Raw genomic sequence first — 472 nt, 5'->3', positions numbered from 1 at the left:
ATCAATCCCAAATCGAAAATCGAAAATCCTCTCTTCCCCCGAATTTATCCGTGGGGTCGCCTCTAAAATCTAAAATCTAAAATCTAAAATCGATTGACTGAGTGGCAGCCTTAAATCACAATCTCACCAAATAACAGCAGGCATCAAAAAACAGAAGGCAGAATTTGATAGCGGTAAAAACATACTGTTTTAGGATTCAGTATTTTTATTATCTGATTCCACCTTCTAGATGCCACGTTTTGTAATAAAACAAGATGATTTACTCGATGGGAGGAGCGAGGAATGATGATTCAGGCAAGATGACTAACTATGTTTGAGTCAGTTACTTCCACAATTTACTATAATTTTTGCTCTGCTTTAGCTTCTTGTTCAACCGACTTTCTGCTACTAATTTGAAACAGGGATAAGGGTAGAACAATAGGCCAAACCAGGGGGCCGAGTAGTAAGGCTACCCAAGAGAGCAAGTCTTTTT

The sequence above is a fragment of the Microcoleus sp. PH2017_05_CCC_O_A genome (assembly GCF_020738785.1).
Classification (GTDB): Bacteria; Cyanobacteriota; Cyanobacteriia; order Cyanobacteriales; family Microcoleaceae; genus Microcoleus.
Note: the sequence above shows the minus strand (reverse complement) of the source record.